This is a genomic window from Klebsiella scottii (genome assembly GCF_036561945.1).
GTDB lineage: Bacteria > Pseudomonadota > Gammaproteobacteria > Enterobacterales > Enterobacteriaceae > Klebsiella > Klebsiella scottii.
The window spans coordinates 3,265,076-3,289,687 of record NZ_JARXNI010000020.1 but is presented as its reverse complement, the minus strand read 5'-3'; the positions used below and the strand labels follow the sequence as shown (position 1 = coordinate 3,289,687).

General features: G+C 53.0%; 27 protein-coding genes and 1 pseudogene. 21 read left to right on the top strand and 7 right to left on the bottom strand.

The window, feature by feature from the left end; translation table 11 throughout:
• Positions 1-26 precede the first annotated feature (26 nt).
• On the top strand, positions 27-446 hold the full coding sequence (locus QFI97_RS23160) for an RbsD/FucU family protein (protein ID WP_095105595.1): 420 nt from the start codon (positions 27-29) through the stop codon (positions 444-446).
• Positions 447-501: 55 nt separating this feature from the next.
• Here the strand turns inward: QFI97_RS23160 and QFI97_RS23155 are convergent, their stop codons facing one another.
• Complete coding sequence (locus tag QFI97_RS23155; protein WP_223261848.1) at positions 502-1,569, bottom strand: LacI family DNA-binding transcriptional regulator; 1,068 nt, start codon at positions 1,567-1,569, stop codon at positions 502-504.
• A 192-nt stretch (positions 1,570-1,761) separates the two neighbouring features.
• Positions 1,762-2,499: an AraC family transcriptional regulator gene (locus QFI97_RS23150; RefSeq protein ID WP_346432054.1), complete on the bottom strand. Its 738-nt coding sequence runs from the start codon at positions 2,497-2,499 to the stop codon at positions 1,762-1,764.
• A gap of 111 nt (positions 2,500-2,610) precedes the next feature.
• Between QFI97_RS23150 and QFI97_RS23145 the strand changes: the two genes are divergently transcribed.
• From QFI97_RS23145 to QFI97_RS23135, 3 genes are all read left to right on the top strand, one after another.
• Positions 2,611-3,003 (top strand): nuclear transport factor 2 family protein, encoded by a 393-nt coding sequence (locus QFI97_RS23145; RefSeq protein ID WP_346432053.1) that lies wholly within the window; start codon positions 2,611-2,613, stop codon positions 3,001-3,003.
• Positions 3,004-3,365: 362 nt separating this feature from the next.
• The gene (locus QFI97_RS23140) at positions 3,366-3,701 is read left to right on the top strand and encodes a DUF1294 domain-containing protein (RefSeq protein WP_095105435.1); all 336 of its coding nucleotides are present in this window, start codon (positions 3,366-3,368) and stop codon (positions 3,699-3,701) included.
• Positions 3,702-3,815: 114 nt separating this feature from the next.
• Positions 3,816-5,018: a multidrug effflux MFS transporter gene (locus tag QFI97_RS23135; RefSeq protein WP_095105438.1), complete on the top strand. Its 1,203-nt coding sequence runs from the start codon at positions 3,816-3,818 to the stop codon at positions 5,016-5,018.
• A gap of 166 nt (positions 5,019-5,184) precedes the next feature.
• Here the strand turns inward: QFI97_RS23135 and QFI97_RS23130 are convergent, their stop codons facing one another.
• Entirely contained in the window at positions 5,185-6,234 is a 1,050-nt protein-coding gene (locus QFI97_RS23130) for an alpha/beta hydrolase (RefSeq protein ID WP_331833639.1), read from the bottom strand.
• A 252-nt stretch (positions 6,235-6,486) separates the two neighbouring features.
• On the opposite strand from QFI97_RS23130, the gene QFI97_RS23125 reads away from it, so the two are divergent.
• The 8 genes and pseudogenes from QFI97_RS23125 to QFI97_RS23095 all read left to right on the top strand — a co-directional run bounded on the left by QFI97_RS23125 (position 6,487) and on the right by QFI97_RS23095 (position 12,436).
• Positions 6,487-7,653, top strand: a complete 1,167-nt coding sequence (locus QFI97_RS23125) for an aldo/keto reductase (protein WP_331833638.1) — start codon at positions 6,487-6,489, stop codon at positions 7,651-7,653.
• A gap of 14 nt (positions 7,654-7,667) precedes the next feature.
• On the top strand, positions 7,668-8,348 hold the full coding sequence (locus QFI97_RS23120) for a heavy metal response regulator transcription factor (RefSeq protein WP_095105447.1): 681 nt from the start codon (positions 7,668-7,670) through the stop codon (positions 8,346-8,348).
• A 15-nt stretch (positions 8,349-8,363) separates the two neighbouring features.
• Positions 8,364-9,830 (top strand): heavy metal sensor histidine kinase, encoded by a 1,467-nt coding sequence (locus QFI97_RS23115; RefSeq protein ID WP_346432052.1) that lies wholly within the window; start codon positions 8,364-8,366, stop codon positions 9,828-9,830.
• A 63-nt stretch (positions 9,831-9,893) separates the two neighbouring features.
• Complete coding sequence (locus QFI97_RS23110) at positions 9,894-10,373, top strand: (R)-mandelonitrile lyase (RefSeq protein ID WP_331833636.1); 480 nt, start codon at positions 9,894-9,896, stop codon at positions 10,371-10,373.
• Positions 10,351-11,112: a carboxymuconolactone decarboxylase family protein gene (locus tag QFI97_RS23105; protein ID WP_346432051.1), complete on the top strand. Its 762-nt coding sequence runs from the start codon at positions 10,351-10,353 to the stop codon at positions 11,110-11,112. The genes QFI97_RS23110 and QFI97_RS23105 overlap by 23 nt, the downstream gene beginning before the upstream one ends.
• 10 nt (positions 11,113-11,122) lie before the next feature.
• On the top strand, positions 11,123-11,707 hold the full coding sequence (locus QFI97_RS23100) for a flavodoxin (RefSeq protein ID WP_331833634.1): 585 nt from the start codon (positions 11,123-11,125) through the stop codon (positions 11,705-11,707).
• A gap of 38 nt (positions 11,708-11,745) precedes the next feature.
• Positions 11,746-11,861 (top strand): annotated as a pseudogene (locus QFI97_RS23555) (alpha/beta hydrolase); the annotation flags it as partial.
• Between the two features lie 185 nt (positions 11,862-12,046).
• Positions 12,047-12,436: a GFA family protein gene (locus QFI97_RS23095; protein WP_331833633.1), complete on the top strand. Its 390-nt coding sequence runs from the start codon at positions 12,047-12,049 to the stop codon at positions 12,434-12,436.
• Between the two features lie 149 nt (positions 12,437-12,585).
• Here the strand turns inward: QFI97_RS23095 and gcvA are convergent, their stop codons facing one another.
• On the bottom strand, positions 12,586-13,491 hold the full coding sequence (gene gcvA / locus QFI97_RS23090; protein WP_346432050.1) for a transcriptional regulator GcvA: 906 nt from the start codon (positions 13,489-13,491) through the stop codon (positions 12,586-12,588).
• Between the two features lie 120 nt (positions 13,492-13,611).
• Here gcvA and QFI97_RS23085 point away from each other — a divergent pair, with 120 nt between their 5' ends.
• Together QFI97_RS23085 and QFI97_RS23080 are read left to right on the top strand one after the other, a co-directional pair.
• Complete coding sequence (locus QFI97_RS23085) at positions 13,612-14,514, top strand: DMT family transporter (RefSeq protein ID WP_346432049.1); 903 nt, start codon at positions 13,612-13,614, stop codon at positions 14,512-14,514.
• Positions 14,515-14,810: 296 nt separating this feature from the next.
• Positions 14,811-16,544 (top strand): ABC transporter ATP-binding protein, encoded by a 1,734-nt coding sequence (locus QFI97_RS23080; RefSeq protein ID WP_346432048.1) that lies wholly within the window; start codon positions 14,811-14,813, stop codon positions 16,542-16,544.
• 208 nt (positions 16,545-16,752) lie between these two features.
• Here QFI97_RS23080 and QFI97_RS23075 read toward each other — a convergent pair whose 3' ends face one another.
• Positions 16,753-17,718, bottom strand: coding sequence for an alpha/beta hydrolase (locus tag QFI97_RS23075; RefSeq protein ID WP_095105461.1), 966 nt, complete (start codon positions 17,716-17,718; stop codon positions 16,753-16,755).
• Between the two features lie 236 nt (positions 17,719-17,954).
• On the opposite strand from QFI97_RS23075, the gene QFI97_RS23070 reads away from it, so the two are divergent.
• Positions 17,955-18,806 (top strand): aldo/keto reductase, encoded by an 852-nt coding sequence (locus QFI97_RS23070; protein ID WP_095105465.1) that lies wholly within the window; start codon positions 17,955-17,957, stop codon positions 18,804-18,806.
• Positions 18,807-18,832: 26 nt separating this feature from the next.
• A complete protein-coding gene (locus QFI97_RS23065; protein WP_095105467.1) occupies positions 18,833-19,822 on the top strand; it encodes an aldo/keto reductase in 990 nt (329 codons plus the stop codon).
• 34 nt (positions 19,823-19,856) lie between these two features.
• On the opposite strand, the gene QFI97_RS23060 is transcribed toward QFI97_RS23065, so the two are convergent.
• Positions 19,857-20,750: a LysR family transcriptional regulator gene (locus QFI97_RS23060; RefSeq protein WP_095105469.1), complete on the bottom strand. Its 894-nt coding sequence runs from the start codon at positions 20,748-20,750 to the stop codon at positions 19,857-19,859.
• 149 nt (positions 20,751-20,899) lie between these two features.
• Between QFI97_RS23060 and QFI97_RS23055 the strand changes: the two genes are divergently transcribed.
• The 3 genes from QFI97_RS23055 to QFI97_RS23045 all read left to right on the top strand — a co-directional run bounded on the left by QFI97_RS23055 (position 20,900) and on the right by QFI97_RS23045 (position 22,465).
• Positions 20,900-21,685, top strand: coding sequence for an SDR family oxidoreductase (locus tag QFI97_RS23055; RefSeq protein WP_095105471.1), 786 nt, complete (start codon positions 20,900-20,902; stop codon positions 21,683-21,685).
• Between the two features lie 132 nt (positions 21,686-21,817).
• Complete coding sequence (locus QFI97_RS23050) at positions 21,818-22,069, top strand: YdgH/BhsA/McbA family protein (RefSeq protein ID WP_331833626.1); 252 nt, start codon at positions 21,818-21,820, stop codon at positions 22,067-22,069.
• Positions 22,070-22,126: 57 nt separating this feature from the next.
• Positions 22,127-22,465: a helix-turn-helix domain-containing protein gene (locus QFI97_RS23045; protein ID WP_095105476.1), complete on the top strand. Its 339-nt coding sequence runs from the start codon at positions 22,127-22,129 to the stop codon at positions 22,463-22,465.
• Positions 22,466-22,897: 432 nt separating this feature from the next.
• Here the strand turns inward: QFI97_RS23045 and QFI97_RS23040 are convergent, their stop codons facing one another.
• Positions 22,898-23,365, bottom strand: coding sequence for a DUF2846 domain-containing protein (locus QFI97_RS23040; protein ID WP_095105478.1), 468 nt, complete (start codon positions 23,363-23,365; stop codon positions 22,898-22,900).
• 269 nt (positions 23,366-23,634) lie between these two features.
• Here QFI97_RS23040 and QFI97_RS23035 point away from each other — a divergent pair, with 269 nt between their 5' ends.
• Positions 23,635-23,853, top strand: coding sequence for a DUF7661 family protein (locus QFI97_RS23035; protein ID WP_095105479.1), 219 nt, complete (start codon positions 23,635-23,637; stop codon positions 23,851-23,853).
• Positions 23,854-24,152: 299 nt separating this feature from the next.
• On the top strand, positions 24,153-24,608 hold the full coding sequence (gene accB / locus QFI97_RS23030; protein WP_095105480.1) for an acetyl-CoA carboxylase biotin carboxyl carrier protein: 456 nt from the start codon (positions 24,153-24,155) through the stop codon (positions 24,606-24,608).
• Positions 24,609-24,612 lie beyond the last annotated feature (4 nt).

Genomic DNA, 24,612 nt, shown 5'->3' with positions numbered 1-24,612 from the left:
CCGCCCGTATTTAAGAGAGCATATTGATGATTAAGTCCGATATTATCCATCCTGATTTACTCCAGGCGCTGGCGCTGTGCGGGCATAAGGCCAATATTCTTATTGCCGATGCTAATTATTCTATTTTGACCAACACCGCAGCGCAGGCGCGGATTGTGTACCTGAACTTTTCTCCCGGCTTAATTGGCAGCGTGACGATCCTGCAAAAAATTCTTGGCTATCTTAATGTTGAAAAAGCAACGCTGATGACCAGCCCGCCTGAGTTTGATAATACTATTGCGCGTGAATATCGTCGCATTCTGACAGAAGCGACTGAGCTTGAATATATTGAGCGAAACGCCTTTTACGCCCAGGCAAAATCGTCGGATACGCTGTTAGCCATCGCTTCTGGCGAAACCCGACGTTTTGCCAATATTCTGCTTACCGTCGGGCCGACGCTGGTATGAAAAAAGAGAAGCGCCTTGGGGGCTTATCTTTTTATTGCAACGGAACGCGCCAGCCTCAGGAAGCGGGCGCCTCGCGTACCGATTGCCGGCAGACCAGCGCGGGAGGGAACAGAAACTCTGCCGGCGAAAGCGACGGGTTTTCTATCCGCTCAATTAACCGCTCGACCATCACTTCGGCCATCTCTGCCAGCGGCGGCATGATGGAGGTCAGCCCGGGATAAACCAGCCCGGAGAGCGGGATATTATCAATGCCAATAATCGAGATCTCCCCCGGGACGCTGATCCCGGCCTCGTGCAGGCCGGCCATCAGCCCAATGCCCAGGGCATCGTTAATGGCGACAACTCCGTCAGGACGCTGCGACTGCTGGCAGATCTTTTTCGCCAGCGAGCGACCCAGCTCGGTCATTTCCGTGTCGCCGTAGGCCGCCATCGTTTTCTCTTCGACAATCATTCCGTCGTAAAAAAGACCGTGGCGGCGCACCGCGCTAAGAAAACCTTCAATTTTGTGCGCCCGGCTGGAGGTCATGCCGGCGACGGTGGTGAAGATCAGGCGCCGACATCCGCGGGCAATAAGATGCTCCGCGGCCATACGGCCTGCTTCGATGTTATCCATCGAGACGCTGTCGAGGGCCAGGCCGCCGGATTCAACGCCGGTGGGCATGCGGCTGTCGTAGTTCACCATCATCATGCCCTGCGCGGCGGCCTGGGCAAAATGCGGTTTTTCAATGTCGCAGGCGGCAACGATAATCCCGCGCACGCCGTGGGCAAACATATCGGCAATAAAGGCTTCTTCTTCTTCAATCTGCCGATAGGTGTTGCCGATCAGCACCCGATAAAAGCGCTTTTTCGCGGCCAGATCCACTTCGCGGACCAGCGAGGCAAAGCTGGGGTTAACGATCGAGGGCACCAGCAGCCCAATCATTTTTGCCTGTCCCGTTTTTAGCTGCTGGGCGACCCGATTCGGCAGGTAATTCAGCGCCTGCATGCTGTGCTGGATACGCGCCAGGGTTTCAACGCGCATCTGATCGGTGCGCCCGTTAAGCACGTTGGATACGGTACTCACCGAAACGCCGGCGTGTTTTGCGACATCACGAATATTTGCCATACATCTCCTTTGCAGCAATTTGTGAATGGCAGAGTCTTCGTCGCATTCAGCATCGCTTTTTTGATGGGATTCATAAACTACAACGGTTTAGTGTAACGTTACAGTTAGCGCTGTCAATGGCCTAATGCGGCTGGCAAACCGGCGCTTTAGCCGGCTTTTTTGCTGCGCGAATCCCGCCGGGACGGGCGGGCGCTCTGCGTCGACAAAGGGTTATTTAGCGATACCGAGCTGTAGCTGACCGGGCGTGTGGCCAAACCGCTCGCGAAATACCTCGATAAAGGCGCTGACGTTGGCGTAACCGCTGCGCGCGGCGACCTCGGCGATCGGCTCCCCTGCCAGCACCCACTGGAGCGAAGTGACCACCTTAGCCTGCTGTCGCCACTGGCAAAAGCTCAGGCCGGTTTGTTCGCGGAACAGGCGGCTGAGAGAGCGAACGCTGATCCCCCAGCGCTGGGCCAGCTGCGCCTGGGTCTGCAGGTTATCCGGATGGGCCAGTAGCTGGTCGGCAACGTTACGCGCGCGGCGATCGGTCGGCAAAAGCAGCTGGAGCGGAAGTTCGGCCGCGTGGGCGATTTCAGCCGCCAGCAGCGACAGCAGGCTGGACGAGTAATCAGTGGGAAAGCCCGGCCGGGGGCCGGCGCACAGGCGCTCCAGCAGGGCCTGAACAAAGCTATCGCTACCATAGATCCCGGGCGTTTGCGGGAGTCTCGCGCAGGTCGATAAATGAAGATAGAGGCTTGTCCCGCTGAGCTTGCCCGGCACCTGGGCCCTGTGGCGCAGGCCGGCGGGAAACCATCCCACCGAGCCCGGCGTGACCGTCCACTGCGCCTGGCCGGTCTCAACCACCATGATGCCGGCTTTAAGCCAGTAGATCTGACCGCTGTTATGTTCATGCCACTCTGTGACATGGCCGCGCTGATAATCAAAGGTTTCGATGCGCATCATCATGGCTGATTGGCCGTATATAATGTCCAGATACGGCTATCGTACCACGACCGCGAACCTCTAACCTTAATTCAACCTGTCGCCGCGCTTCGCATAGATTAATTAAGGAATAAGATGAACAAACAAAGTCAGATCGTTATGGACGCCCTGCGGGAAATCATTCCGAACCCGCTGCACGAGGAGGACAAAATTGCCCTCTATTTCTCTCCTGACTATCAGCAGCAGGTGGATGGAAAGAGCCTCGACTATCGAGGATTCGTCGGGCATATGGCCTTACTTAAGGCGCTGACTACAGGCATGACCCTTTCGGTTTTGGCCATAGCCGGCGATGAGAATACGGTGTTCACTCATCACCATGTCAAAGTGGATAAAAAGAGCGGCCAGCAGAGCGAAATTGCCGTGATGGCGCGCTTTACCCTGGCGTCCGGGCGCATCGTGCGCTGCGATGAACTTACTCGCCTTCTCGTTGGGGAGCCGGAGGATCGCGATTTAGGCAGCCGCGGGTAGATCGTCATCAGCGCTCAGGAAGTCTGTACCGCAAGTAAAGATCGCTCTTATCCATTCCTGGCCCCACGGCAGGCAGAATAGCGATCTTTTACCGATAACAGAGATCACACTTTTCCGGCTCGTTAAATCACCAGGGTTTAACAGCCTCTCAAAGCTATTTCCGATGGCTTAAAAAAGTACTCATGAACGGTACTATCCTGAACAGCGCAAAATTGAAGCGGGAAAACGGGTTGCCGATCGTTGCGATTAACCTTTTTCCTTTACGGTCTTTAACATCGACAGATCCTTTGAGGTCTGCACATCGCCATCGTCCAGAGGTATAGTGGCCTCCTGTTTCAGCTTATAAATGTTACCTCTGGCTAATGAACCTCAATCGCTTTTGTTACATTCTTCTCGGCTTAGCGGCTCTGGGCTGCTTATTTCTTCCCCATGCTTTGGCTATGTGGTTCTTACTGGTTAACGCGCTGACGCTGGCGATTTATGGCGTCGATAAAATGGCGGCCCGCAAAGCCTGGCGCAGAGTCCCCGAGTTGACGTTGCTCGTTTTTGGGCTGGTGGGGGGATGGCCTGGGGCGATTATGGGCCAGCAGCTCTTTCGGCATAAGACGCAAAAGCAGCCCTTCAGGCGCTATTTCTTTATCAGCGTGATGTTGAATGTCGTGGTAACGGCGGCGGTATATCGCTACTTGCTTTACTGAGGCCCGCGAAGTATTCATGAATACCGCTCATAGTGGCTATCCTCCTGCCCGCGATTATCTGCGGGCACAAACCGGTTAACATGCGTCTATCTCATTATCTCCAGATGGATCACCATGCTTAATCCACAGGCACGAACGCAGTCAGCGACGGCTAAAAAAACCACTCTTGCATTTGTACTTATTCTCAGCGCATTAATGGCTGTCACCTCCCTATCAACCGATATCTATCTCCCCGCAATGCCGGTCATGGCGCAAGATTTACAGGGCGATGCAGCGCTGACCATCACCGGTTTTCTTATTGGTTTTTGCATTGCTCAGCTGATTTGGGGGCCGATTAGCGATCGCTTCGGGCGGCGTCTGCCGCTGTTCATCGGTATGGCGTTGTTTGTTATCGGTTCTGTGGGCTGTGCGTTATCAGCGGATATCGTGCAAATCGTCTTCTGGCGCGTTTTTCAGGCTTTAGGCGCCTGCACCGGCCCGATGCTGGCGCGGGCGATGATCCGCGACCTCTTTAGCCGCACCCGGGCAGCGCAGATGCTTTCGACCCTGATGATCATCATGGCCATCGCGCCGATTGCCGGCCCCCTGATTGGCGGGCAAATGATTAAAGTGACGTCGTGGCACGCCATTTTCTGGCTTCTGGCGGTTATCGGAACATTGATGCTGGTTTCGTTATTCTGGCTACCGGAAACATTAGCTGAAAACAGACGTTCGCAGGCGTCGGTATCCAGCGCCTTTCGTAACTATTACGCATTACTGACTAATGGCAAGTACATGCGTTGTACGCTGTGCCTGACGTTCTACTACGTCGCCGCCTATGCCTTTATCACCGGCTCCCCGTTCGTATACATCACGTACTTCGGCGTTGACCCGCAGCATTACGGGTGGCTATTTGCCGTGAACATTGTCGGACTGATGGCGGTGAGCCTGGTCAACCGCCGCCTGGTTCACCGCTATCCGCTGGAAGCGTTACTTAAGATTGCCGTATTCGTCGCTACCCTTGCCGCAATAGTCCTGGCGGTCGCAAGCGGGCTGGGAGTCGGGGGGATTAGCGCGATCGCAGGAGCCGTATTCGTCTTCTTCTCCATGAACGGCATCATTGCTGCAACGTCTACGGCGTGCGCGCTGGACGCCGTACCGAGCGTTGCCGGTTCCGCATCGGCGCTGATGGGGGCGCTGCAGTACGGTAGCGGCATCATCTCTTCGCTGCTGCTGGCGCTGTTCAGCGACGGCACGCCGTGGACCATGGGCTGGATTATTGCGGCGTTTACGGCCGCCAGCGCCTTAATGGCGCTGACCATTCAGATAAAAAAATAACCTTCACCTGACGTCTCCCGTTCGGGTTTATGAATGTCATTCATAGCGCCTATTTAATGGGCGTAATTATCTTTCCCCGTGACTTCGCTAATCTGGGGGTCGTCAGGCGAATAAATATGAGTAACGGCCGGCCCGTCAGGCCGGCCGGGATAGTGACGGCGGCGAATTAAATATTCTTATCGAAGAAGACGTCCAGCTTCCGCACAGCCTGGTCAACGTATTTGGGAACCCAATACGTTTCGATATGGGTCGCGCCGTCGATCAGGAAGAGCTCTTTGTCCTTCGTGCCGGTGGCTTTAGCGAATGTATCTTCGGTCATATACAGCGTATCCGCTTTTGTACCGGCAATCATTAGCAGTGGTTTATTGATGAGATTGATATGGTCCGTCACGTCAAAGTTCATCAAGTCCAGCAGGCTGCTGGTGGTGTATTTAAACGTTGAGTTCGGGTGGGCGTGGGTTTTCCAATAGTACTCGTAGCCCTGCCGATATAAGGCAAAAGGTAATTTAGCGATCTGCTCATCGGTCAGATTTGCATCGCCGGAGTAAAGAATTTCGCCTCCGGCGGCTTCCTGAGCGCGCGCGTCAGAAGCCTGCTGAAGCCGCTGCTGGATAGTATCCCGCTGCGAATCCTGTAACCCATTGCGGCGTACAAGCCCTGAGTTAAACATGCTGATTGTAGCAATCGATTTGAATCGCTTATCCGTTTCTGCTGCAACAAGTGAATACCCGCCGCCTCCGCAGATGCCAAGCAGACCGAGGCGGGAAGTATCCACCCCCGGGTACTGGCTGATGTAGTCAGCCATCCCGTGAACATCCTCAATGCGGTTAGCGGGTTTATCCACGCTGCGAGGCATCCCCCCGCTGCCTCCCTGCCAGGCGGCATCGGCGGTAATCGTAATGTAGCCGTGCTCTGCCAGACGCTGAGCGTACAGCCCGGCAACCTGCTCTTTTACGCCGCCGTTAGGGTGGGCAACCACAACCGCAGGGTACTTTTTCGCGGGATCGTAGTTGGCCGGCGTATAGACGTTCGCGGCAATCTGGATGCCGTGCAGATCGTATTTCACCGGGTGGATGTTGACCTTGCCTTTGACGTTTTCGGTGATGGCGCCGTCATAGACGAGAGTAAACGGATTCTTTTTGTAATCAGCCGCATGGGCCGAGGTGATTCCGGCCATTGCCGTAAACAGCATGGCGCTTAACAGCGTGAATTTCATGGTATCTCCCAACGAGTAACGGCCTGTCCATGCAGGTCCGCAAGATCAAAATTGCGGATTCAGAGTAGGGAGCGAGGACTGTCAGCATCGTGACAGGCCAATAACATTTTTGTCAGGAAGCCGCGGTTTGGCAGGCGCCAGTTTCTGACAGGGCTGTCAGGCAACCGTCAGCTTTATGTTGGCAATCAGGCGGCACAATGACCGCAGATTACACGAGGCTGATGTTCAATTAGCGCAGAAAAGGAGCGAACCATGAAAAGCCAAAACAATCCGGCGCTGCCCGGGCGACGTAAGCTTTTAGCGGCCGGAGCCGGCATCGCCGCGGCGTCACTGCTTCCCCACGCCCTGGCAGCAGGGAAATCCTCTTCGTCGGATTCATCCGGACAAGGCAGCCAGCGCTCCGCTACGCCGGGCAGACGCAGGCTCGGGGAGCTGGAAGTCTCCGCCGTGGGGTTGGGCGTTCAGAACATGAGCCGTAAATACGACACCTCTACCCCGTGGCGTCCCGAGATGGTGAATATTATTCGCCGGGCATTTGATGAGGGCGTGACGTTTTTTGACGCAGCCGAAGCCTACGGTCCCTTCGAAGTGGAGAAGATCCTCGGGGAAGGGGTAGCTCCTTTCAGGGATAAAATCGTTATCGCCACGAAGTTTGGCTGGAACATCGATCAGCAGACCGGCAAGCGCCTGCCGGGCCTCAACAGCCGGCCGGAGCATATCAGAGCGGTTGTCGAAAATATGCTCAAACGCCTGCGGACCGATCGCATCGACTTGCTGTATCAGCACCGGGTCGATCCTCAGGTTCCGATCGAAGATGTCGCCGGCGTGATTAAGGATTTAATGGATCAGGGAAAGGTCCTGCACTGGGGACTGTCGGAAATGGGCATCAATACGTTAAGGCGGGCCCATGCGGCCGTACCCGTCACCGCCGTACAAAGCGAATATTCGATGCTCTGGCGGGGACCGGAAAAGCACGTGCTTCCGGTATGCGAAGAGCTGGGAATTGGGTTTGTGCCGTGGAGCCCGTTAGGCGTGCAGTTTTTAACCGGCTGGATTGATGAGAATACCCGGTTTGCCGCCGGTGATTTCCGCGCGACGGAAACGCGCTTCTCGCCCGATAACCTCGCGCACAACTTACAGCTGGTTGAGTTACTGAAAGCCTGGGCGATAAGAAAAAATGCCGCGCCAGGTCAGATAGCGCTGGCATGGCTGCTGGCTCGCAAACCCTGGATTGTCCCGATCCCCGGCACCACAAACCAAGACCATATGCGGCAAAACACGGCTGCCGCAGAAGTCTCGCTGACGCCCGCCGAGATGGCCGAGCTCAGCCGTTCGCTGGATGCGATCGCTATCCAGGGCCAACGGCTGCCGGATGCCGTGCAGGTTTATTCCGATGTTGAAGCGCCGTTGAAAGGTTAAGAGGAAGTCTCGTTATGCGTCTGCTGTTAGTCGAAGATGAAGAAAAAACGTCAACCTATCTCAGCCGTGCGCTGGGTGAGTCCGGATTTACGGTGGATGTTTCTGCCGATGGCGCTGAAGGGCTTCACTACGCGCTGGAATTCGACTACGACGCGATAATCCTCGACGTGATGCTGCCGGGAATGGATGGCTACCGGGTGCTTGAGGGCGTGCGGGCCAGTAAACAAACCCCCGTGCTGATGCTATCCGCGCGGGGATCGGTTGACGAGCGCGTCAAAGGGCTTCGCCTCGGCGCTGATGACTACCTCCCCAAACCGTTCTCACTCATTGAGCTGGTGGCGCGTATTCAGGCGCTGGTGCGGCGCCGGTCAACGGATGGAGTTGATATCACCCAGCTGCAAATTCACGATCTGCATCTCGACCTGCTGGCTCGCCGGGTGTTTCGCGCCGGTTCGCGGCTGGAGCTGACCGCCAAAGAGTTCTCTCTGCTGAGCCTTCTCGCCCGTCATCAGGGAGAAATCCTGTCGAAGATGATGATTGCTGAGCAGGTATGGGACATGAACTTTGACAGCGACGCCAACGTGGTTGAGGTCGCCATTAAACGCCTGCGGGCCAAAGTGGATGCCCCGTTCGCCGTTAAATTACTTCATACCGTACGCGGTATGGGATACGTCCTCGAAGTCAGGCCTGAATAAATGAAGAGGATAAGCATGGCCAGACGCTCCATCTCAGTCCATCTGGCGCTGATGTTCGCGCTATCCGCACTGCTGATCGTCTCGGTTATCGGCATTCTGCTGCGAAGCTCGTTGCACGACTCGCTGCAAAAGCAGATGCACAACGAGCTGTTATTCCGTGAGTCATTAATGAGCCCGTGGATCGCCGCGCGTACCTCGGCCGACGGCTGGTCAACGCTGGCCAATAAATTCACCGTGCTGGCCAATTCAGAAGGCGAGCGCGTTCGCTACTGGATAGTGAGCAATAATCCACGATTCAGCGTGGGGGGAACGCCGCCGGTTGGGGTTGAGTGGTCCGCGTTGCGGGAGGGCTTTAATAAAGCGCCCGGCGCATCGGAAGGCGCATGCTCGCTGTTCCTGTTAGTAAAAACTATCCCCGCAAACGGCGAAAGACCTGCGCTACGCTACGTGGTTGCCATCGACTCCACGCCGTACATGGGCACTCTCGATGCGTTCACCCATACGCTGCTGGTTATTGCCGCATTGGGGGTATTTATCGTCGCTTTGCTGGGCTATATGGTCTCAAGGATTGGTATGCGGCCGGTGGGGGCGCTCGGTAAACAGGCGCAGCATCTCGCGCCGGGGGATTACGGCCAGCGCCTGGATACCAACGCATTGCCCGGAGAGCTACGGCAGCTAGCCTCATCCTTTAACGGAGTGCTGGAGCGTCAGGAGGTCGCCTGGCGACAGCTTGAAAGTTTTAACGCCGACGTTGCCCATGAACTCCGTACGCCGCTGACCAATCTGATTGGCCAGACGCAACTGGGGCTCTCACGTCGACGTTCGCATGATGAGCTGGAAGAGTTGCTGGGGTCAAATCTCGAAGAGCTTGAGCGAATGACGTCGATCGTTAACGACATGCTGTTTCTGTCCCATGCGCACGCGGGCGAACATGCCTCCCAGCTTGCGCCGGTCTCCCTGCGTGAGGAGACGCTAAAAACAGCGGAGTATGTCGAACCCTCCTTTGCTGAGAAACAGCTTTCCCTTGACGTTGAAGGCGATGTCACCGCGCATATTGACCGGCGGTTGTTCCACCGTTCACTGGCCAATTTGCTGGAAAACAGCGCAAGGCATTCGCCCGCTAAAAGTACGGTTACCGTCAGGTTGAGCGCAAAGAATAATCAAGCCTGCGTTGAGGTTTCGAACCCAGGCGATCCCATTGCGGCGGCGCATTTGCGTCGGCTTTTTGAACGTTTTTATCGCGTCGACTCATCTCGTGCGCGGAGTGATACGCATCATGGGCTGGGGTTATCGATCGTCCGTGCCGTGGCGATTATGCATCGGGGGGACGTCTTTGCGCGCAGCGAAGGGGGGATCAACACGTTTGGACTGACTTTGGCAATGCAGCCGGATAAAAAAACCGGCAGCGCCTTCGCCGGGGCGGGGGAGGCAAAAAGGCTGGCGGGCCAGGCTGACGCAATTGTCAGGCGTTCGTCAGCCTGACGACATCGCCCCCTCGTTAGAATCATCGCAGGCCATCCCCTTCCAACGATAAGGACGCTTTGTATGACTCAACGTTTACGCTACCTCGGGCTACTGCTGCCGCTCATTGCTTTTACATCCTCGGCCGCGGAGCAAAATGCCGCCGTCCATATTGCCGCCGCCGGTAGCCAGAACGCGGTATCCGGGCCGGCGGAAAATTTTAGCGGCCGCGTCCGGGTTGATCCGCTCTTCAGGCCGGATAGCGACATCAACGTTTCCGCAGCTTATGTCACGTTTGAGCCCGGAGCGCGATCCGCCTGGCATACGCACCCTGCGGGTCAGAGGCTCATTGTGACCTACGGCGTAGGGCTTACGCAGCAGGAAGGCCAGCCGGTACAGGTCATTCGCCCTGGCGATGTCGTCTCTTGCCCGCCGGGCGTCAGGCACTGGCATGGCGCAGCGCCGGGCAGCGCCATGACGCATCTGGCGATAACCGGGATTGTGGATGGCAAAAGCGTGAACTGGATGGAGAAAGTGACGGATGAACAATACCACGCCCGTTAAGGCATTAACGGCAGCGGCACTGCTGACCTGGGGTTTTAGCCTCACGGCAAATGCCGCGCCGGTGACAAAAGGAGCCACAGAAATGAATCAAGAACAAACCGTTTCAGACTCGTTGTCTGCCCGACAGCAGGCTATCCCTTTGATTGCGGCATCAATGGCCAGCAGTCAGATGGATAAGCTTAATGCTGCGCTTAATCAGGGTCTGGACGCCGGACTCACGATAAACGAAGCCAAAGAGATTCTCGTCCAGCTCTATGCCTATACGGGTTTCCCCCGCAGCCTGAATGCGCTTAATGAGCTGATGAAAGTGGTTGAAGCGCGCAAGCAGCGCGGCATCGCAGACGTTGAGGGTAAAGAACCGGGCAAACCGGTTCCCGTCGGGGAGGAACTTCTCCACACCGGCACCGCAAATCAGACCAAAATCTCCGGGGCTCCGGTTCAGGGGCCGCTTTTTGATTTTGCGCCGGTCATTAATCAGTTCCTGCAAACGCACCTGTTCGGTGACATTTTTGCCCGCGATAATCTCGACTGGCAAAGCCGCGAGCTGGCAACGGTGGGCGCATTAGCGGCTACGCCCGGGGTTGAAGCGCAGCTGTTATCGCATACGCGGGCAAGCATGCGGGTCGGCCTGACGGCAGGACAGCTGCGCCAGCTGGCGCAGGTACTGCGCGAGCATGGTGAAAACGATGCCGCCATGCGGGCCGAACGCGCGCTGCAGCAGGCGCTGACGAGCAGTTAGAGGAACCGGTATGGAACACGATCCCACCCGCAGAGCGTTAATTACGGCGCTGGCCGGGCTTACGCTGGCTAGCGTCACGCTGGCGCCGGCGGCGTCCGCAGCCGCCAACGTTCGGGGCAGCAGCCGTATTCTGGTGGCGTACTTTTCACGTAGCGGGAATACGCGGGTGATTGCCGGCGTCATTCATCGCAGCCTGAAAGCCGATCTGTTTGCAATCGAACCGGCTGCGCCTTATCCGGAGGACTATTTCCAGACCGTTGAACAGGCAAAAAACGAGCGTGCCCGGGGAACAAAGCCGGCATTAAAAAATAGCGTCGCGGATATCGGGCGCTATGAGACTGTTTATTTAGGCTTCCCCATCTGGGGAACCAGCGTGCCTCCCGTGGTGCAAACCTTTCTGAGTACCCACAACCTTGCGGGTAAATTACTCATCCCCTTCATTACCCACGGCGGCTACGGCAAAGGTGACAGCGAGGATATCCTCGCTGTCCTTGCTCCGGCCGCTCGTCGGGAAAAACCGCTGGTCATTGAATGCGATCAGGAACGCAGAACCACGGAGACGGTAGCCGGTTGGCTAGAGGCGATACGCGGCTGATTTATTGATGCGGGAATGACGTTGCGGACACGCTGACCATCTGCACGACGCACCTTCCTTATATAGGGGGAAAGGAAATACCCACTTCCCGTTATCAGACCTCAATAAGATGCAGGTTGCTGATTTGGTGGGTAATTTATTGAAAGAAAAATAGCTGCCATAGTACGAGATAATATTGAGCCTCCATTATTGAGGGCTCAGAACATCGGCTTTATAAAGGCTAATGTGGCCTCATCGTGGCGAAGGGATGTTGAACGTGACTGTCTGCTTTGAGCTGTGAGTTCAACGGGTCGATGCTATCTTTAACACTTTGTTAGCGTTGATAAGGGATCGACTGGTATGGATAAGAAATTGTCTGGTGGGTGTTTATGTGGGTTTATCAGATTCACAGCGGTGAACCCTTCTTCCTCTCATTCCTGCTCCTGCGATATATGCCAGAAGCATTCTGGCTGCCAGACCGCAGTATGGCTTGAATTCCACTCGGATGATGTTGAATGGACTGGCGAAGGGGGAGTGCCTTCCCTGTTCCGCTCATCCACGGCTTCATCCAGGGCATTTTGCGCCCGGTGTGGCACCTCTGTCGGCGCTATCGATGACGCTCCGGTGATTGCTTTGCTTAGCGGTATTTTTGACCACAACGAGCGCGCCTTGTTTTCGCCACAATTTCACTCATTTCAAGATATGAAACCTGAATGGTGGAGAAAAATCATGCCTGATACCGCTGTCTAAATAATGAAGCAGTGCCATGTTCAAAGTGACTGCAACGCGATGTCGCTTCAATTATAAGGTTAGTGTTAGTTTTGGCCCTTAGCTGTGTGCAATGAGCGAGGAACGGAATTTGTGACCTTATGAATTAGATTGAACCTGAATCAACATCTTTATTTTCTCTCACCTTGTATCGCTGGGTATTTATTGGCTGCTGTTGTAATCCAGTCACGGAACCGGCGACTTATCTTCTGCAATATAGCGGACTCTTCGTACACCAGGTAGTACGCAATCGGCGAATCAACCGGCATTTTCAGCGGGTTAATCAGCAAGCCACTTGCAAGTTCTTCCTGAACAAGAGCACTGCGAACAAGCGCAATACCTTTACCTGCGATTGCGGCCTCAATCACGCCGTTGGAATCGACGAAAACAGGACCAGTGTCAGTATTCACATTGGCAATACTCAGTGCACGAAACCAGACGGACCAGTCCAGCCGGTGTTCATCATGCAACAGCGTGTACTCTGCAATATCGATCGGTGATGAGAGTTCGTGTTCCGGTGCAATTAATCGGGGGCTACAGATCGGGAGAAGTTTATCGTTCACCAGGCACTCAGACTCCATTCCAGGGTAGCTACCAGCGCCGTGCCGGATAGCGAAATCAATCCCTTCAGACAGTAAATCAACCTGTCTGTTGGTTGTACTGATTTGTACTTCCACACCCGGGTTGGCTTTTTCAAATGCAGGCAGCCGTGGCAGCAGCCATTGAATGGCAAAACCACTTGTGCAACTAATCGTTACTTTGTTTGCCTTTCCATCATTCGTTAAGCGTTGTGTTGCTTCTGCTATCTGGCTGAAAGCGGGCCGTATCGCCCTCAGATAGATGCGCCCCTCAGTTGTCAGTTCGAGACGACGAGGACTGCGTATGAACAATCGAGTGTTCGTCACGTTTTCCAGTTTTGCAATCTGCTGGCTGACAGCGCTGGACGTTACGCATAATTCTTCAGCAGCGGCCTTCATACTCATAAGTCTGGCCGCAGACTCAAAACACATAAGCGCATGTAAAGGTGGGATTTTCATCAGATATTGTGCTTTATAAGTTAGAAAATCTTAAGTATAAACAAAAATCTTGTTTGTCGACATGTCTGGCATGATTCACAGTTTCGTTGTTACTTCCCCTTCAAAGAAAAAGGAACTGTTATGCGTGTTGCTGACTATCTCCGGTTACTCCTGCTTGCCGCTATTTGGGGGGCGAGCTTTCTCTTTATGCGTATAGCTGTGCCGCAATTCGGTGCCATTAACACCGCTTTTTTGCGGGTGTTTTTTGGCTTTGCAGGCCTCGCGGTTATTTTGTTTATGCTTAAATCCTCTTTTGATTTTAAAGGTAAATTCAAGTCCTCAGTGATACTTGGCGTGATTAACTCCGGGTTGCCCTTTCTGATGTATTGCCTTGCGGCCAAATGGCTACCTGCCGGGTATTCAGCCATTTTGAATGCAACAACGCCTTTGATGGGGGCACTCGTTGGATTTTCATGTTTTGCGGAAAAACTGACACTCCGAAAATGGGCTGGCATGCTCCTGGGACTTGTCGGCATCATTGTGATCACCACAATTGGTGAAGCATCGTCTGCGGATAAGCAAATTGCCGGTGTTATTGCCTGTCTCATCGCTACCGGTTGTTATGGGGTCGCCAGTTTTCTGACACGAAGCTGGATTTCCAACAAAGGCGGACTCGATCCTAAAATTGTCGCCTTCGGTAGCCAGATGGGGGCATCTATTTTTCTGATGCCTTTTTTTCTCTGGAGCACCAGCATTGGCCCTACTGTTGACTGGCTACAGCAAGAGGCATGGGTAAGCGTAATTGCAGTGGGAGTGATCTGTACTGCGTTTGCTTACATATTGTATTTCCGTCTGATTGCCGATGTCGGGCCGTTACGTTCATTAACAGTGACATTCTTAATTCCTCCGTTTGGCATGCTGTGGGGATATATTGTGCTGGGCGAAATCGTTAACAATGGCTTCATTATAGGGGCGGCAATTATAGGTGTTGCTGTCTGGATGGTTGTGAGCCCGGAAAAAAAACTAATTAGTGGTGAAGTATAATGAATAAAAACAACGGGCTTTCATAACCAGGAAGCCCAGAGGAGTTTAATTAAAAGCTAATTAACGCAGAAACTTATATTTATCAGTGATTCTTTTTTACTTGATTATAAAAATAAACGTCCGCTCCTGGCACAAAACGGACAGGTCCTAAGCGTACGACTTCTGTTATGGACGAGAAGCGGAGCGCAACCCTTTCCTTGCCCAACAAATCCCATTTATGCAATTGAGTGCCATTCTCATCTATTATTATCCGCAAATCACAGGATCCATGGCTGCCGCAACAAGGGAGGTCGTCAGTGCTACTGGCTATCAGGTACGTCTTTGCTTCATGTCCACTTCGTATTACCGCGCTTATCGCCGTTGTATTGCTTCAGGGGCTGATACCGGCCCTCAACGTCTTTATGACCGGCCAGATAATCAATACGCTGCATGCAGCGCAAACCACCGACGGCGAGCTGATGCTGAACGTCGCAGTTTGGTGTGTCTCACTCCTTGGCATGCAGCTTATGCAGCCCCTGGTCAATCTTGTTCAGGGGGATGTCACGGAGATTTCGACCAATCACTTCAGCGCGAAGATCATGCGCCGCATGAACGACTCCTTTTCCCTGAGCCTGTTTGATAACAAGGCGCGTTACGAGCAGCTGGAATATTTGAAAAAAGAAGCAGCCTATCGTCCGCTTAATTTCATCATCTGTATCATTTACGTCATCCGGGCAACCATCATGGCCGGCAGTTTGCTGTTGGTTCTGCTCAACTATTCAGGAGCAGGAGCGGCCATTTGCGCGCTCTCCGCCATACCGATGATCGTTATTAATATGCGTATTCAGCAGAGATATGTGCGGGACTTATTCCTCACCTCTAAAGATGCGATTGCGATGCGCTACGTATATGGCGTCAGCATGGACAAGAGTTTTTTGCAGGAGATCCGGCTGTACGGCCTTGGAAAATATCTGCTGAATAAATTTAGCGTATCTGCCCGCAATACCTACTCACGCATGCACAAACAGCGCATCCGCGCGCTCATCGCGCCCGTGCCAGCGATGGTGCTGAGCCTGGGGATGCTGTTCGCCGGAGTAACGCTGTTTTTAAGCAACTTACGCACCAGCGATATTGCCGTGGGCGCGCTGGTGATGGTGTTCCAGTCTATTGTGATGATGAAATCGCACCTCGACGAGATAGCCAACTATGGTTCTAATCTCGTCAGCATGAGCAGTTTTTTCACTCACTATCATTCGTTTATGACGGATAAGATCGAACCGGTGAAAAACGGCCATCTTACCTTGCCCGCCGAAACGCCTTTTGCGCTCAGCATTCAAAATCTCCGGTTTCAGTATGAGGGGCGTAATCATCCCGCCCTGAATGGGGTTAACCTTGAAATCGCCCCCGGCGAAAAGGTCGCTATTCTCGGCGATAACGGCAGCGGAAAAACAACGCTGGTAAAAATGATTCTGCGCATGTACACCTTCAGTGAAGGGGCGGTGTCGGTGTCAGGCGTACCGCTCGACAGGCTGGATATTGAAAGCTATCGGAATCAGATCGCCACCGTGTTTCAGGATTACGGAAAATACGAGTTCACGGTGGGCGAAAACATTGCCCTGAATAATTACGACGCTGAAGCCCCGTCACCCGCGGTGGATGAATTGCTAAAACAGGTAGGGTTCCCGTATGACCAGCACACCCGACTGGGCAAGCAGTTCGGCGGCGATGAGCTCTCCACGGGACAGTGGCAACGGCTGGCGATTGCGCGAGCGCTATACCGAAAGGCCAGTTTATTTATTTTTGATGAGTTCTCTTCGTCGCTCGATCCCGAAACCGAGCATCGGCTATTTAATGACATTCTCGCCCTTAACACGACGGTCCTCGCCGTGACGCACAGGCTCGGTAACATCAAAGAGTTCGACCGGATTATCGTGATGTCTGCGGGAAAGGTCATCGAAAATGGAGACTTCGCTACGCTGATGGGCCGCCGGGGGAAATTTTACGACATGTGGCGTGCGCAGTTTAAATCGGTGATGGCTCAGGCGGTTTAATACTACGAGAATAGTACGCGGGTATTTTGCGCGTTACTCCTTAGATGTCGCTCCGCCAAAGTTAATATTATTGCACCCAGGCGTATGGCGGACCCCGGTCTGCTATAAGCGAACGTAGGCTTTAAAAGAGTATTGGACACTTTGAAAATGAATCGCTTTTTTGCCGGGACACTTATCCCAGGGCAACGGTTATTTTTCGGAAAAAAGGTCAGTTATGGATCAGGAAATTCCCAATCGAGTCGATTAAACCGGGAGCTAAGGGGAGTGCCGGTTCCGCGTATGAAGTGATATTTGCCTTGAGATCGTCCGAAGTCACCTCTTTCATAACGTGGTTCATATTGGGCAGTATAACCAGGGACGCTTGAGGATTTGCGGCTTTAAGCTGTCTTGCATCCGTTTCTCCCACCTGGAGATCGCGTTGCCCTTGTAGCACTAGCACGGGTTTGGTAATGGTCGAAATGAGCTGACTCGGATTATATGAAAACACATTGATCAAAAATCCCTGAACCGCAGGATTAAAGAGATTTTGCAGTGCTGGATGTATATTCGTTGTATCGACCCGCCGCCGATGCTCCAGAGCATCAATTATCGGCAATGCCTCCTTTAATAACAGCGCGTTTGCCGGATTAGCTTTAAGTTGTCCCCTCAACACCTCGCCCATCGGCCTCCCGGGCGTTGCGATAAGAACCACTCCGCACACATCCTGTTCCTGAGCCGAGGCTAGTGCGACAACACCTCCTTCGCTGTGTCCCAGAACCCAAATACAGGGAGTTTGCATTTCACGTCTAAGCACTTTTACCCAGGATCGAACGTCGTCAACATAGTCAGCAATCGTCACCGCATTGGCATCCTCTACGGCCATTGCGCTAGCGAACATTCCACGTTTGTCGATACGAAGCGTTGCAAAGCCTTTTGCAGCCAGGCCTTCAGCAAGAAGTCGATATGATGATGCACTCACTCCAGGCGGGTTGTTTCCATCCCGATCGGTAGGCCCGGAGCCAGGGACGATAAGAACAACTGCGGTTGGTGTTGAATTTGGGGTGAGTAACGTGCCTTTCAAAGGACCTTTTGGCCCGGGAGCCTCGAGGAAAGTTTCGGAAAAGGTCACAGGCACCGACGCCAGACTCACAAACGGGCATGCGCTCAAAAGGGCAATGGAGGCTGTAATATTCACCGATTATGTTCCTGTAAAACTAAGCGTAGCTGTCAATTTATATTATAAATATGACCTGCTCTCCATTGATTAATTCATCAGTGATGTTAGTCAGGTCCGCTTCTGACGCAAAACAGCCCGTCAGACGCCAACAGCATTGATGAACACATCTAATAAACCCTAGCTAATTACCCCATCTAATAGAATAAATTGCTTTGCGTTATGCTTTTTCCGGACAACAGCTGAAGGATAACGTCATGCAAACTGTAAAACTGAACAACGGTATTGAAATGCCCCTGCTGGGCTTTGGTGTGTTTCAGATGTCTGATGCCGCCGAATGCGAGAGAGCCGTTATCGATGCCATCGATACGGGATATCGTCTGATCGATACCGCCGCCTCCTACCAGAATGAAAGCCAGGTCGGGAATGCGCTGCAGCAGACGGGTATCGCACGTAACGAACTCTTTGTGACCACCAAACTGTGGCTACAGGATACCAGCTACGAAGGGGCGAAGGCGCAGTTCGAACGTTCATTGAACCGACTGCAGCTGGACTATGTTGACCTGTACCTGATTCACCAGCCCTACGGCGACGTCCACGGTGCCTGGCGCGCGATGGAAGAACTGCAGCAGGCTGGCAAAATTCGCGCGATTGGCGTCAGCAACTTCCATCCTGACAGACTTGCCGATCTTATCGCTTTCAACAGCGTCGTCCCTGCGGTGAACCAGATTGAAGTTAACCCCTTTAACCAGCAATTGCACGCTGTGCCGTGGATGCAGAGCCGTGGCATTCAGCCGGAAGCCTGGGCTCCGTTTGCAGAAGGCAAAAATGGTCTGTTTCAGCACCCCGTGTTAACGGCGATCGGTAAGAAGTACGGCAAGAGCGTCGGTCAGGTTGTTCTGCGCTGGATCTTCCAGCGAGGCACCGTTTCGCTGGCGAAATCGGTGCGAAAAGAACGCATGGAAGAGAACATCAACGTTCTCGATTTTGAACTCAGTTCTGCAGACATGCTGCAGATTGCCGCCCTTGATACCGCAACCAGCGCATTCTTCTCGCATCGCGATCCGGCAATGGTTGAGTGGCTGACCGGCCGCAAACTTGACGTTTAAGCCACGACAACAGAGGTACTTATTAAATGCAAAAACGTTATCTGGGTAAGTCCGGACTGGAAGTATCGGCCCTCGGACTCGGTTGCATGGGGCTTAGCCACGGCTACGGCCCGGCGACAGATACCCGTCAGGCTATCGAACTCATTCGTGCTGCGGTTGAACGCGGCGTCACCTTCTTCGATACCGCCGAAGTGTATGGCCCGTATCTAAATGAAGAGGTTGTCGGCGAAGCCTTAAAACCGTTTCGCGATCGCGTGGTCATCGCCACCAAATTTGGCTTTACCTTCGGGGATGACAACAGGCAGCAGATTTTAAACAGCCGGCCGGAGCATATCCGCGAAGCCGTTGAAGGATCATTACGCCGCCTCAAAACCGAGGTTATCGATCTGCTGTATCAGCATCGCGTCGATCCGGATGTTCCCATTGAAGATGTTGCGGGAACGGTAAAAGATCTGATTGCAGAAGGAAAGGTCAAACACTTCGGCCTCTCCGAAGCGGGGGCGCAGACCATCCGACGTGCGCATAGCGTACAACCGGTCACTGCCCTGCAAAGCGAATATTCCATGTGGTGGCGCGAGCCTGAACGGGAGATCCTGCCGCTGCTGGAGGAACTGGGCATCGGGTTCGTGCCGTTCAGTCCGCTAGGTAAAGGATTCCTCACCGGATCGATCAAGGCCGGGACCTCGTTTGGTAAGGACGATTATCGCAGTACGGTACCGCGTTTTGCCGCGCATGCGATTGAAGCCAATGAAAAGCTGGTCGCTTTACTGGGTGAACTGGCAGGCGAAAAAGGTGTGACGTCTGCGCAAATTGCGCTGGCATGGCTGCTGGCACAAAAACCGTGGATTGCCCCCATCCCCGGTACGACCAAACTGCACCGTCTGGAGGAAAACCTGAGCGCCGCCGAGATTATCCTTTCTCAGGATGATTTACGCCAGGTCACCCAGGCGCTTGAGACGATAAAAATCGTCGGCGAGCGTTACTCGCCTGAGCATCAGGCCCGCGTAGGCCGCTAAGACCCTGGCTGGTTCGCCGCGAGCTGCGGACCAGCTATTCCGCGTAGCGAAGGGCATCGATCATTAACGCAAAGGCGGGCGGGTGCTGCTTGCGGCTAGGGTAATAAAGATAGTATCCGGGGAAAGAAGGGCACCACTCCTGCAGAATCTGGATGAGCTCCCCTGACCGGATATAACCCTGGACCATATCTTCCGGAATGCAGGCGATGCCAAAACCCGATAGAACGGCATCTATTCTTTCCGCCAGCAGGTTAAACGTCACTTGTCCTTCAACTCTGACGCGTAGCGGTTTCCCGTCCTTCTCGAACTCCCAGTGATAAAGGCCGCCGGCGGTGGGCAAACGCATATTAATACAGCGATGGTTTTGTAGCTGGTGCGGCGTTTCAGGCGCGGGGTTAGCGGCGAAATATGCCGGAGCACCGACCACCGCCATACGCATATCCGCGCCTATCTTGACGGCGATCATGTCCTTATCCACGCTTTCGCCCAGGCGGATCCCGGCGTCAAAACGCCCCTCAACAATATCGACAAAACCATTATCAACGACCAGTTCGACATTGATTTCCGGATATTCCCTGAGAAAGGGTTTTAGCTTCGGCCATACGAGACTTCGCGCGGCGTGCTCCCCGGCAGATAAACGGATATTACCCGAGGCAGTGCCGTTCAGTTGAACAAGCGACTCCAGCTCCTGCTCAAGATCGGCAATACGAGGTTCAAGGCAGGCAATAATTCTCTCACCAGCTTCCGTGGGGGCAACGCTGCGGGTGGTTCGGGTCAAAAGACGGATGTTTAATCGTTCTTCCAACGCTTTCATCGCGTGGCTGAGCGCTGACTGGGAAACGCCGAGCTTACCCGCAGCTTTGGTAAAGCTTCGCTCTCTTGCCACCACAAGGAAGATTTGGAGTTCGTTGAAGTTTTCTTTGAGCATTGGCGATTCCCTTATTGAGGCATTCCCCCCCAAAAGCACTCATGAAGGGCGTTCATAGACACAATCATTTTAGCCCTGTTACTGACAATAATGATAATTGATATTCTCTTTGTATTAAAAAATATATCTGAATTATCAAAAGGTTTACTATGAAAATACTCGTTGCCGGCGCGACAGGAAGCATAGGGCTTCACGTCATGAACAGCGTAATTGAAATGGGCCATCAGCCCGTGGCCCTTGTCAGAAACCGGCGCAAAGTGAAATTGCTTCCTCGCGGAACCGATGTTTTTTACGGGGACGTTTCGCTGCCTGAAACGCTGGCTGATGTGGCGAAAGATATTGATGCCGTTATTTTTACGCTCGGTTCGGATGGGCAGGGGCGTATCGGTGCCAGAGCGATCGATTATGGCGGCGTGCGTAATATCCTGAGAATGTTCATAGAGAGGCCTGTCCGCATTGCCTTAATGACAACGATTGGCGTCACTGAGCGGCTCAGCACCTGGAATCAACGCACCGAGGTTCATGACTGGAAGAGGCGCGCCGAGCGTCTGGTCAGGGCAAGCGGTCATCCCTACACCATCGTCAGACCGGGCTGGTTTGATTACAACAACGATGATGAGCAGAGGATCGTTATGCTCCAGGGCGATCGACGCCATGCCGGAACGCCGGAGGATGGCGTGATCTCCAGAGAACAAATCGCCCGGGTGCTGGTTAATGCCCTGACCTGCGATGCGGCAAAAAATAAAACCCTTGAGCTGGTGGCTGAGCAAGGGGAAGAGCAGCAGGATCTCATGCCGCTGTTTGCTGACCTGCAGGCTGATAATCCCCAAAGAAATGAGGGCATTTTAGATCTGGACAATATGCCTCTCAATGAAGAACCACAATGCGTTATTAACGAGCTAAATCTGTTTTCAAAACACGCTAAATCAATTTAATTACTCTGACAATTTTGTCATATCACGGTCAGTCTTATGACAGCTAAGATCTGTATATTTATTTTGGCGGCCAGAGGGGACTTCTCATAGCGGAAGCTCTGGAATATACATTTTTTGACAGAGGTACACAGCATGAAAACGCTACTTATTACTACATTGTTCATGGGCTTCCTTTCAGTGAATGCCGCATCTGCGGCACAGGAAATTAACCATGCCGATGGCAAGGAGAGAATTGGCGTAGTCTCGGCCAGCAACGCCTATACGCTTGATGATTTATCGAATGAGCTTTCTCGCAAGGCTGATGAGCAAGGGGCAACCTCGTTCAAGATTCTGTCAACAACAGGAAATAATCGACTGCACGGCGTAGCAGAAATCTACAAATAAATCATAAGTATCCTGAGAGGGATGGTGTCATAAACCTTTCATAATGAGCGTCAATTTATGTTCAGAACAGAAGACATCATCGATGAGATAACTCAATGGATTGATTCAAATTTACATCAACCGCTGAGGATCGAGGATGTTGCCGCCAGGGCTGGCTACTCTAAATGGCATCTTCAGCGGATATTCTTTCAGGTTAAACGCATTAGCCTTGGTAAATATATTCGCGATCGGCGACTGTCCCTCGCGGCAAAAGATCTTGTCGAAACCGACGAATCGATAATGGAAATTGCTTTTAAGTATGGATTTGATTCTCAGCAGACCTTTACAAGAGTATTTTCAAATAATTATAGGTTACCACCGCTCAGGTATCGAAAATTTAATGGAGTAATTGATTAATTTATTATCTCATGCACTATATTCTACCTCGCTCTGTGTTAATTAAGCCGTTACGCAAGCATAATAACCAATGCGTTGGTTTTAGATAAAGTCACCCAGTGTTTATTGGGAAATATCTATTTGAGCCTGTTACGTCCTTTTGCATATCCGGAAGGGGATTCAGTGCGTTCACTGACCTGCGATAAAGACAGATGCCCGCGCTGTTATATGCGTAGATGATCTTGGTTGACGAACTCAGCGCGGATTGCCGCGTCCTGACGGTAGCGATGATGGCTCCTGGCCCTAAACTTCCTACCGGCATTAGCCTTCTTTATGAGCGGAGTTAAGGCGCTGGCCGGGGCTTCCCTCCATGCCATCTTCTGGCGCGGAGCGGTAAAACAACATCCAGCCGCCGACAGGGGCTGGATGCCAGTAGCATACAATCGTAGCCGATTAGTTATCGCACTTACCCGGTACCGCTAACTTAACTTCCGGTTTGGAAACGACGCGCATACCTTCGCTTTCAGGAACCTGTTCCAGCCCGGCGCCGCCGACGAAAACGCCCATTTTAATGTACTGGCGGACAAAGTAGTTCTTGCCTGGGGTGACATTGAGCGTCAGGTTATTTGGCGAGAACTCAGATTCTGTCCCCAGCGTATGCGGCTGGCTGGCCGATATTTGCTGATAGAAAAAGACTCTGTCGGCGGTTTCGCCGAGACAGCGGCCATCAAGATAAACGTCTTTTTTTAACGCTTTTCCGACAAAGCTGTCCCTGTACACGTAGAGACCAGCCTTACCATTTTCCGGAGCAGGGAATGATTTAGCCGTCGTATTTTCAGCATTGCTGGCTAAAGGGACCGAGGCACAGCCGCCAAGAAGGGCTGAAGAAAGAATGACAGCGGCAAAGATTAGTTTATTCATTGAATTCTCAGAGGGTTAAAAAAAGTGGGGTAAGAGTAATCCTATTTTTTGAATGTGTCACCCCTGAAACATGGTGTAACAAAGTGTGAGAATAAGATGAAAATTCGGATCGAAAAGTGATAGATATCGGGGGAATGATCGGGGACGCAATGAGGAGTGACCGCGGTTTATCGCAGCGCAGGGCGATAAAACTGACGTCTTCGTTTTTAATAGTGATTCAGCTAAGGTAGGAACCTAAGGGTTCAACGCGGGGCTAAAAGAAGGTAACGATGCTGATTTACGATGTATTTGGCCGACATATAGGGGTTAAGCGTGAAGGTGAGCGCTGGCTGATATTTCGTGCTGACCTGACGGAGCGAAAATTTTCCCGATTGCATGAAGTCATTATCCCCGACGATCTTACAGAAACCGAGATTCCGGGCTGGCTGGGTGATATTTTTCACGAGGCAGCAACGGAAAAGCATCCCGACGTGAGGCGGATTGAATAATAAAGGCGGGGTCAGTCCAGTAACCGACGTTCGCTGTTCGCTCAAAGCGGTCTATCAGCTTCGTTTTATTTAAAAACAGCTTTACCGTATGATATTTTCCGTTTTCCAGGCGATCCCCTACTTCAGACGATAACCTAGATAGCAAGAGGTTCGTCCGTTGCCAGTTTTGACCCTCATATTTTCTTATCCCACCACCTGAAGTTCCTATGAAATATCGCCCACCAGCTCTGCTATAACTGCATCACCGCTGATTGCGCAATCGGGTACATCATTTCCTATTTCTGCGGAACCCGAAACTTATGGATATTGCCAGCATTGAAAAATTGATCGCCCTGGTTGAAGCCTCCGATATTGGCGAACTGGAAATTGCCGAAGGGGCAAGCTCCGTGCGTATCAGCCGCGCCATCTCCAGCCCCACGGCGGTTGGGCCGTCCGCCGTATCCGTGGCCGTCGTTCAGCCGCAGCCGGATATTCCGATTCAGGCCACGGAGGCGCAGGTTATCGCGCCTGGCCCAGCGACGGAACACATCACGGTGTCCCCGATGGTGGGAACCTTTTATCTCTCACCGGGACCCGGTTCGGCGCCATTCGTGGCTGTGGGTCAGCAGGTTAACATTGGCGATACCCTGTGCATCGTCGAAGCGATGAAGATGATGAATCAGATCTCGGCAGAGAACAGCGGGATCGTTAAAACGATTCTGGCTACTGATGGTCAACCGGTTGAGTTCGACCAGCCGCTGATAGTGATTGAATAGGGGA